The sequence below is a fragment of the Shigella sp. SIG3 genome, from assembly GCF_053555855.1.
In genome coordinates this window covers 1-325 of the sequence record NZ_JBQZXE010000354.1, presented here as the reverse complement: position 1 = coordinate 325, position 325 = coordinate 1, and the positions used below count along the sequence as shown (strand labels likewise).

Genomic DNA, 325 nt, shown 5'->3' with positions numbered 1-325 from the left:
AGTGGTGAAAAGCATCAGTGCCGCCACGAAATGTCAGACCGTGGATGTGTCCCTGATTGCCGGTGAACCCAAAGCCGGGGTTGAACATCTTGAACCCTACGGTTTTACCGCAAGGGCAAACAGCGGTGCGGAAGTGGTGGTGTTGTTTCCGGATGGCGACCGTTCTCATGCGGTGGTTGTTACGGTGTCGGACCGGCGCTACCGCCTGAAAGGGCTGCAGACGGGTGAGGTGGCTGTCTATGACGATCAGGGGCAGTCTGTGACGCTGACCCGGGAGGGGATCGTGGTGGACGGTACAGGTAAAACGATCACGTTTCGCAATGCG

At 58.2% G+C, this 325-nt stretch carries 1 protein-coding gene; it reads left to right on the top strand.

All coding sequences use genetic code 11. The features are described from left to right. Position 1: 1 nt before the first annotated feature. The coding region (locus tag ACUU1I_RS21395) for a phage baseplate assembly protein domain-containing protein (protein ID WP_449144959.1) at positions 2–325 on the top strand (324 nt) is incomplete at its 3' end.